The following is a 9,134-nucleotide window of genomic DNA, read 5'->3' as shown; positions in this document are numbered from 1 at the left end:
GCTTAAGCCCATTAGAATACAGGGTTCAAGCCGCTTAAAGTGTTTTTTATTATTTCCACTGTCTACTTGACAGGGAGCTGTTCATCTTTTTTCAAAATGAATTCTTCTTGTTTACCATAAATTACGAGTCTGTGAGGTATGTTTAATCAAAGTTTATTTCAAAGCAACATATGGAAGTAGAAATTGGGAGTCGTCTTATATTTGGAACATATGATTGCTTTGAGAATCAAATTGACTCTGAAGATGTTGCGTTTCAGGAATTTGGTTGAAACCGAATTAATCCGACGACTGGACCTGTATATATCAGTGGTGCAGAACCTGGTGACATATTAGCTGTAACGATTGAAAAGATAAAAATTGCAGAGCAAGGTGTTTTAACTACAGGGGTGAACCTTGGCGTAATGGGTGAATATCTACATGAAAATACAATAAAAATCGTCTTAATACATAATGAACATGTTTTGTTTTCAAACGAACTGCAAATTCTGATTAATCAAATAATTGGTGTAATTGGTACTGCACCGAAAGAAGAGAGCATTTCATGTGGCACACATCAGCTGCCAGTGATTTAAAAGTTTGCCAAGTTGTGGATCCGTTGAAAACGGCGCGTATGGAATTAGGGATGGATTATGTGGAGAAACTAGGATTTACTTTTAGTAAATTTCATATTAAATAGATAAGGGACGAAAAAGGATACTTTTGTATAAAAGCATCCTTTTTTAATTTACGGATTTTGTGAAAAGAGGTAGTATTTATTTTATATAAGTATATTTGAGATTGTGGATTAAAAAGGAGTTCAATAATGGTCAAAATTATGATTGTAGAAGACGATATGAAAATTGCAGAACTATTATCAACATATGTTGCGAAATATGGTTATCAAGGAGTTATTGTATCGGACTTTCAAAATGTATTAGACATTTTTTTAGATGAACAACCAGAGTTAGTTTTATTAGATATTAATTTACCGAGTTTTGATGGTTACTTTTGGTGTCGTCAAATTCGTGGTGTTTCTACATGTCCGATACTATTCATTTCGGCTCGTGAAGGTACGATGGATCAAGTTATGGCGTTAGAAAACGGTGGCGATGATTTTATTCCGAAGCCTTTTCATTATGAAGTTGTAGTGGCGAAAATTCGTAGTCATTTAAGACGTGCATATGGAGATTATGCACCGAAACTAGAAGAGCGAATGATTGAGCAACAAGGCCTTTGTTTATATCCTGAAAGACTTGTATTGAAACTTAGAAACGAAGAGATTGATATAACGAGAAACGAAGCTATTTTATTAGAGACATTAATGAAAAATTATCCGCGTGTTGTGAGTAGGGAAGTGTTGTTAAATAAATTATGGGATAGCGAATCTTATGTTGATGATAATACATTAAGTGTAAATACAACACGTGTGCGTAAAAAGTTACAAACGTTACATATAGAAGGTGCGATTGAAACGATTCGTAGTGTTGGATATAGATTGCATATTACTTGGGATACTGGTATAGAAAAATGATAAGGTTGTTTATACGTGATCATATACCACTTATTTGCTTTACTATAATTCAACTACTAGCTATATTTCTCGTATATTGGTTTGATGGGCATAATCATATTACAACGGCGTTATATGCAATGTTTCTAGGTGTTTTCTTTATGGGAAGTTATTTAGTGTTTCGTTATTTTACACATCGTTCTTTTTATGAGCGCTTAGCAAACCCGATGCAATCTTTGGATGAATCTGTTCAAAAATCTGATTTTGCAGCTGTATCGGCTGCTCTTCAAGAACTACTTGAGGTGCAATATCGACATTATCAAAATCAGCTGCAAATGCAAGAGAGAAAAAATAATGACCATTTAACCTTTATGAATCAGTGGATTCATCAAATGAAAACACCTTTATCTGTAATAGAATTAATTACACAGGATGAAGTAGATTCACGTTTTGAAAGTATAAATGAGGAAACTGATCGATTAAAAAAGGGATTAGAAATGGCTCTGTATGTCGCACGTTTAGAAGCATTTACACAAGATTTTTATGTAGAAAGAGTACAACTATATAAAATAGTGAATGATTCGGTACATGAGCATAAACGGTTCTTTATCCGGAATTTTGTATATCCAGAGCTTGAAATTGATAAGGACATTACAGTAGAAAGTGATGCGAAATGGTTACAATTTTTAATTGGACAAATACTATCGAATGCGATTAAATATTCATCTGGTAGTAGAGAGAAGATTAAAGTGAAAGCTTGTAAGGAAGGTAATAATGTTATACTTGAAATTGCTGATAATGGTGTAGGAATACCGAAGCAAGATTTACCAAGAGTGTTTAAACCTTTCTTTACAGGAGAAAATGGTAGAGATTTTAAAGAATCAACTGGAATGGGGCTATATCTCGTACATGAAATTACGAAGCAATTAGGACATAGTGTAGAAATCCATTCAGAAGTTGGTAAAGGTACCGTTGTACGTATTAAATTTTAAATGTGTAAAAATGACTCAGGCTAAAGAACTTTTGAAATAAGTTTTTTAGCCTTACTTTATATGGATTAAATAAAATGATATAAAAGACTGGTATGATCCTAATAAAAGGTCGTGTAAGTATGTGTAATGACACAATAATAAATAAGGCTGTTAAATGAGAGGTTTTTAATAATTTATTAATATTTAAATAGTTTTTTGTAAGAAAAAAGCTCGCCCTTTGAAAGAGCTAGCTTCATGAATTTTAATTAAGTAAACAAACTTAATAATTTATATCCAATTAATCCTAAAATAGTGATAGGAACCATCATTAAGAAAGAAGAAATTCGATTAGCATTAGAGCGTTCTAATACAAGAATCAAGATAATCCCGACTATGACTTCGGTATATCCAACAGGTAACATGTGACTATAGTCTTCAAAATTTAAAAGAATGTGAAGTCCATCCGTTACAAAAACGCCACTAATAAGCGCGCTTCCGAATTTATGAAGTGGATCCGTAGTATCTTTCCATAGAAAACCTGCAACTCCAAAGATAGTTCCTCCTATACATGCACATACAATCCATACGGATATAAAATAAATAGAGTGAGCTACATTTTTAATAACTATTGCATAACCATAGTAGCCTAATACCATACCGAGTAGTGCAAGGATACCAGAAAGTATAGCTGTACGCTTAGAATAACTAAAGCTAGCCACAAAAAAGGATGGAACTAACCAAACGCTTCCTAGATTAGCTAATGAATTCCAATGTCCAGGAAGTATACCTTGCCCCAATTTAGTTAGTATACCAACAATTATCCCTACTATAATCGGGACGAGAAAAATCCTTAAAAACATATTTAACTTTGTGATTTTTAATGTCCTGTCCATAAATTCAATCCTTACATTAATCTTTTCTGTAAAGATATAATAGCTTATTACAAGGGAATAATCAATAAAAATTTATCGAAAAACAATAAGTGATTATTGGATAATGAATAACATTTTGTTTTTATACAAAATTTATCCCGCTTTAATGGGCAGTAAGACCCCCACCTCAAAATTCAGCGAAAGCAAAGAAATTAGGTGGGGGTCGGGCTGCCCATTAAAGTCCGATTGGTTCAACTAATAATCAGTGGGGATGAAGAAAACCCCCACTGATTAAAGTTTCACTTTATATAATAGAGAGTGCTTAGAAGTTTACTACTGGGGAAATCTAAAGGACGTATTACAATCAATGTAACTTGTGCTTATTCAACATGAAGTTAAGGAATGATAAATAAACCTAAAAGAAAGCAATCTTTTTAACAGCACATATAATTGCATTTACTCATACAGTACTAGTATGGTACAATATGGTTATTAACGACGGAAAGGAATGATGGGTGGACGATGATTAACTAATCTTATTTTTAAATGTTGAAATTCAATAAATTTCAATTTCTAAAAAATAGGATTAGTCTGCCCAATTTCCATACAACGGTATTGCTATTTATATTGCGCAATAGCTTATTTGGGTATAAATAATGTAATGACTAATCCTGCCAAATTTATTTGGGAGGATTTTTTATTCTCCCTTAATGAAAGGGATCGGTATTTATGAAAGAACTATTAAAATTAAATGATGTTTATGTTGAAATAAAAGAAAATATGTTGTTAGAGAAAATGAATGTGACAGTAAAACAAGGGGATGTTATCGGATTAATCGGTAAAAATGGTGCTGGTAAATCAACGTTACTTCAATTAATAAATGGGAAGATTGAACCTTCAAAAGGTACTGTTGAATGGATGCAAATGAATATGACAACAGCATATGTTGAGCAAGAAATAGAATCTTTTATTAGTAATGATGTAATTGCAAAAGAAGCAGAACTTCTTGCGAAATGGGGTGTGCCAACGAACGATTTTCATACTTTAAGTGGTGGTGAAAAGCTGAAAATTCGATTAGCAAAAGGATTTGCTGAAAATCCTAATGTCTTAATATTAGACGAACCGACAAATCATTTAGATGAGATCAGTACGGGATTTCTCATTAAACAAATAAAAAACATGAAAGGTACAGTTATCGTTGTATCGCATGATCGATATTTTTTAGATGTTGTCGCAACAAAAATATGGTCAATTGAGGACAAAAAATTAATTGAGCATAGTGGTAATTATACGAGCTACATGAAAGCACGTGAGCAAAAAAGAAAGTCGCAGCAGCGTGAATATGAAAAGCAGCAAAAAAAGATAGAACAAGTAGAAACACATATAAAAGAATTGAGTTCATGGTCACAAAAGGCACACGCGCAGTCTACAAAACAAGAAGGTGTGAAAGAATTCTATCGTGTAAAAGCGAAGCGAATGGATGCACAAGTGAAGTCAAAACGAAAACGACTTGAAAAAGAGCTGGAGAAAGCGAAAATAGAACGTGTGAAAGAAGAGTATTCAGTTGAGTTTTCTATTCAAGCGAACAAAAAAGTAGGAAAACGTTTTTTAGAAGTGAAGCAATTAAAAAAAGACTTTCATGGGAAAGTATTATTTGAAAACGTTAATTTTACAATTCAGCACGGTGAGAAAGTTGCGATTGTTGGACCAAACGGTAGTGGGAAAACAACATTACTGAAGATGATTATGGGAACGGAAACTGCTGAAGGAGAAATATGGATTTCACCATCTGCGAACATCGGCTATTTAACACAAGAAGTTTTTGATTTACCGCTTGATAAAACACCAGAAAATTTATTTTTTAAAGAGACGTTTGAAGAAAGAGGAAAAGTCCAAAATTTAATGAAACATTTAGGGTTCCAAGCTTCTCAATGGAAAGAGCCGATTGAGCATATGAGTATGGGAGAAAGAGTAAAATGTAAGCTAATGGCTTATATTTTAGATGAAAAAGATGTACTCATTTTAGACGAACCGACGAATCACTTGGATCTACCTTCACGTGAACAACTTGAAAATACATTAGCTGAGTATAACGGAACATTAGTAATTGTATCTCACGATCGATATTTTTTGGAGAAAACAACTAACACAAAACTCGTGTTTTCAAACAATACGATACAAAAGCAGCTAGAAGAACCTACGAAAACAAGAGATGATATTGAAGAGCTACGTTTAACGTTAGAAACAGAGAGACAAGAAGTATTAGGGAAATTAAGCTTTTTAACTTCTAACGACAAAGAATATAAAGCACTGGATGAACGGTTTATGGAACTTACGAAGCAGATTAAGGCACTATAATGTATTTGTAAGCGTGATTAAGGGGGATGGTTACATTCCCATCAAGCTAATCAAGTAAATTACTAGATACGAAATGCTTCTTGTTTCAAAACTAGTAAGTGATAAAAAAGTAGGCATGCTAAAGAAGCCTATTAAAAAGTGATTTTTCGCTAGGCAGCTTGTCTATGCTTCACCGTCGTGTTATACACAATCCCTAGAATATCAAAGACGGTCATATTCTTATGTCTATGACATTTACGACCGTTCTTTTTGAGCAGTTGATAAAGGCGATGCAGAATTTTTAAAAGTTCTTCTGTGCCAACCGCTATCGCTTGAAACAGTAAAGGAAAGTAATCTTTAATCATATAAATCGCTTTGTATTCACTCAGTTCCTGCTTTTTCTTTTCAAGCAGAAACTGTCGCATTTGAAACATTGTAGAAGAACAAAGGAGAATGCCTATGAGTTGCCCATATAAATGACACTCTAGGTGTTCTCTTTTTATATTTTTACATTCATCAATTTCAAAGAATGACTTCCGCGTTTTAAACAAAATTTCAATCTGCCAACGAAGTGAATATAATGAATGCACGTAGTTCGTCGGTACTTCTTCTAGCGACGTGTTCGTGATATATACATTCATGCTCATTAAACGTTTACTTTTATCCTTCATGACAATGCCTTTCTTCTTTTAACGTATTTCTTGGTTTTTCAGACGTATTTGCGTTTGATCATCGGTTAAACGATGGATAATAACACGTGCTGGAAGTTTCTGATTTTGACCAATGTATGCCTCGGGGATTTCCATCGTTTCACCAGGGATTAGACCAGACAGCATTTGTGTCATATCAAGCTGGATGTATTCCGTTTGCTTTTTTAACGTACCATTATTGTAATATTGGCTTACGTTAAGCTTGTGAAAAAAATATATTCATGTATAATACAATTGATGTATGATACATTAGTTGTAGGAGGGTGACCTATTTGAAAAGAGAAGATGCCTTAAAACTAAGAACAGATATTAAGAAAATGATTATAATAACTGGGGTTTTTGAATCTCAAAATTTGCCCAATGGCCCATTTGAAAAACCTTTACCAACTTCTCAAATGATGGCGTTAGAGGAACTAGAGGTGGAAAAATTAACTGTTTGGCAACTATCCAATAAACTTAGATTAGAGACTTCAACTGTAAGTAGATTGGTAGATAAGTTAGTAAAAAAGGGGCTTATTTATCGTGAAGTAAATGAAAAAAATAGAAGAGAACTTTTTCTGCACCTCACAGAAAAAGGTCACACAACTGTTAATTGCTTAAGAGAGCAATCCATTACATTTTATCAAAGTATTCTCAATAATTTATCAGAATCAGAACAAAAAATAGTTGTGGATGGTTTTGAATTATTTATTGATTCTATTTCTAAGTCTTTTGATTAGAGTGAGGTAAATCATAACATTTGGAGGGTAAAATGAGTTTGGATTTTGAACGTCCTATTATTGAATTAAAAGAGAAATTTGATGAATTAAAGAAAATAATGTAGATTTATCGCCAGAAATTCATGTATTAGAAAAACGTTTAAATAAAATGCAAGATAAAATTCATTCTAATATTACACCTTTTCAACGAGTTCAAATTGCAAGGCTACGTAACCGGCCCACGACATTGGACTATATACCTTTATTGTTTACAAACTTTCTCGAACTTCATGGTGATCGATTATATGGTGATGATAAAGCAATGATAGGTGGTATTGCAAAATTTAAAGGGATGCCCGTTACGGTTATTGGTCATCAAAGAGGTAGAAATACAAAGGAAAATATAGAAAGAAATTTTGGAATGGCACATCCAGAAGGTTATAGAAAAGCGCTAAGACTTATGAAACAAGCTGATAAATTTAATCGCCCTATTATTACATTTATTGATACAATAGGCGCCTATCCAGGGAAAGGGTCTGAAGAACGTGGAATTTCTGAAGCGATAGCTCGAAATCTATTTGAAATGGCTACACTTAAAGTGCCAATTGTTTGTATTGTAATTGGAGAGGCATCAAGTGGTGGAGCTCTTGGCATTAGTGTCGGTAACCATATCCATATGTTAGAGTATTCATGGTACTCGGTAATTTCGCCAGAAGGAGCAGCATCTATCCTATGGAAGGACGCTAAGTATGCTCCAGAAGCTGCTGAACATATGAAAATTTCAGCAAAAGATTTAAAACATTTAGGAATTATTGATGAAATCATTCCTGAAATTAAAGGTGGAGCACAAAATGATATAAAATCACAGGCAAAAGTGATTGAATCTGTAATCGAATCATCTCTGAAAAAATTGATACTATTATCCTCGGAAGAGCTTATACAACAGCGGTATGAAAAGTATAGACAAATAGAGAATTATAAATGAAAATATTTAAAGTCCGTATTACATTTCGGAGGATTCTCGCGAAAAAATTCTAAAAATTTCGTAATCAGCTTCTTAAACTGGGATATGCTGATACTATTACTCTACAAAAGGTGTGTGATCGGTATGGAAAAGGAAAATTTGTTCAAATGGATGCATTATCACATACCCATCAACTTAAGAAATTGATTGTTCCCGAAAACGAAAAAATGAGCTGAATTCTCATAAACAACTGTAAAAAGGTGAAAATTTCGGTATGGGGGTATCTCAAAAGCTTAGGTTGATGGCAATGGGGGATGGTCATGGAAATAGAAAATTCCGCTAAGTTATTTAGGCTAGATTGTGGTGAAATTTACTTACAAGAGTTTTCCACTAAAGATGCAGAGAGTATTTATAACATATCCAATCAACCGGAAATAGAAAAGTTTTTACCGGACTGGAAATCGACGAAAGAACAAAGGGTTAATTGGGTTGTAAATTATGAAATACCAGAAAATAAAGCGTTTCTTCATGCAGTGAGAACTACGACTAACATAGATGATCACATATTAAGACTAGGAATATTTAAGAAAACCACAAATGAATTTATTGGATGGTGCTGCACAGGTATGAAAGAAGAACTCCCTTCACCAAACAGAGAGATAATGTATGCTATCTCAAATGAACATCAAAATCATGGCTATGCTACAAAAGCGACTAAAGGTTTAATTGACTTTTTGTTTAAAGAAACAAATTTAAATGTCCTTAACGCAATTGCTTTAATTAACAATGTAGCATCAAATAAAGTTATTGAAAAATGTGGGTTTATTTATAAGAGCCAACAGAGGATGGAAAATCAAATATATAATCATTATATATTGAGAAGATCTGAGTGGATAAAAATATAACGTTGGGTAGTAAAAGACCGATAAAGCAATCGGTCTTTTCTCATTTATATAATAAAGGTTTCATATACTTTGTATTTCCTGCTACTATACAATTATTATAAGATAGTTATGCGTTAATTTCAGTTTAAAAAAAGTTTTATTATCAGTTTTTTTAGAAATCTTACAAGCGTGTAAGATAAATGAAAGAC

At 33.1% G+C, this 9,134-nt stretch carries 6 protein-coding genes and 3 pseudogenes; 7 read left to right on the top strand and 2 right to left on the bottom strand.

The genetic code is table 11. The annotated features are described in order from the left end of the window. The first annotated feature begins 170 nt into the window (after positions 1 to 170). The 3 genes and pseudogenes from MR168_RS18250 (at position 171) to MR168_RS18240 (ending at position 2,481) form a co-directional block, all read left to right on the top strand. A pseudogene (locus tag MR168_RS18250) lies at positions 171 to 676 on the top strand (acetamidase/formamidase family protein). Positions 677 to 802: 126 nt separating this feature from the next. Then, entirely contained in the window at positions 803 to 1,510 is a 708-nt protein-coding gene (locus MR168_RS18245) for a response regulator transcription factor (RefSeq protein WP_000239007.1), read from the top strand. Beyond that, complete coding sequence (locus tag MR168_RS18240) at positions 1,507 to 2,481, top strand: sensor histidine kinase (protein WP_002164532.1); 975 nt, start codon at positions 1,507 to 1,509, stop codon at positions 2,479 to 2,481. Before MR168_RS18245 ends, MR168_RS18240 begins: the two co-directional genes overlap by 4 nt. Before the next feature lie 245 nt (positions 2,482 to 2,726). Here the strand turns inward: MR168_RS18240 and MR168_RS18235 are convergent, their stop codons facing one another. Beyond that, positions 2,727 to 3,353 carry a DUF6518 family protein gene (locus MR168_RS18235; protein WP_000376271.1) on the bottom strand — a complete coding sequence of 209 codons (627 nt, stop codon included), beginning with the start codon at positions 3,351 to 3,353 and terminating at the stop codon, positions 2,727 to 2,729. 708 nt (positions 3,354 to 4,061) lie between these two features. On the opposite strand from MR168_RS18235, the gene abc-f reads away from it, so the two are divergent. Next, entirely contained in the window at positions 4,062 to 5,690 is a 1,629-nt protein-coding gene (gene abc-f / locus MR168_RS18230) for a ribosomal protection-like ABC-F family protein (RefSeq protein ID WP_086411988.1), read from the top strand. Positions 5,691 to 5,839: 149 nt separating this feature from the next. Here the strand turns inward: abc-f and MR168_RS18225 are convergent. Continuing rightward, positions 5,840 to 6,568, bottom strand: a pseudogene (locus MR168_RS18225) (transposase); the annotation flags it as partial. Positions 6,569 to 6,651: 83 nt separating this feature from the next. On the opposite strand from MR168_RS18225, the gene MR168_RS18220 reads away from it, so the two are divergent. From MR168_RS18220 to MR168_RS18210, 3 genes and pseudogenes are all read left to right on the top strand, one after another. Further along, positions 6,652 to 7,098, top strand: coding sequence for a MarR family winged helix-turn-helix transcriptional regulator (locus MR168_RS18220; protein WP_086411989.1), 447 nt, complete (start codon positions 6,652 to 6,654; stop codon positions 7,096 to 7,098). A 32-nt stretch (positions 7,099 to 7,130) separates the two neighbouring features. Next, positions 7,131 to 8,062: pseudogene (locus MR168_RS18215) on the top strand (acetyl-CoA carboxylase carboxyltransferase subunit alpha). A 299-nt stretch (positions 8,063 to 8,361) separates the two neighbouring features. Beyond that, positions 8,362 to 8,946, top strand: coding sequence for a GNAT family N-acetyltransferase (locus MR168_RS18210; protein WP_086411990.1), 585 nt, complete (start codon positions 8,362 to 8,364; stop codon positions 8,944 to 8,946). The last annotated feature ends 188 nt before the right edge of the window (positions 8,947 to 9,134 follow it).

This window comes from Bacillus cereus group sp. BfR-BA-01356, from assembly GCF_022663635.1.
Classification (GTDB): Bacteria; Bacillota; Bacilli; order Bacillales; family Bacillaceae_G; genus Bacillus_A; species Bacillus_A cereus.
Note: the sequence above shows the minus strand (reverse complement) of the source record. Positions and strands in the feature narration are given on the sequence as shown.

Coding starts and splice junctions, on each gene's coding strand:
- MR168_RS18235 (WP_000376271.1), bottom strand. CDS start 3,353: ATGGACAGGACATTAAAAATCACAAAGTTAAATATGTTTTTAAGGATT.
- MR168_RS18240 (WP_002164532.1), top strand. CDS start 1,507: ATGATAAGGTTGTTTATACGTGATCATATACCACTTATTTGCTTTACT.
- MR168_RS18210 (WP_086411990.1), top strand. CDS start 8,362: ATGGAAATAGAAAATTCCGCTAAGTTATTTAGGCTAGATTGTGGTGAA.
- abc-f (WP_086411988.1), top strand. CDS start 4,062: ATGAAAGAACTATTAAAATTAAATGATGTTTATGTTGAAATAAAAGAA.
- MR168_RS18245 (WP_000239007.1), top strand. CDS start 803: ATGGTCAAAATTATGATTGTAGAAGACGATATGAAAATTGCAGAACTA.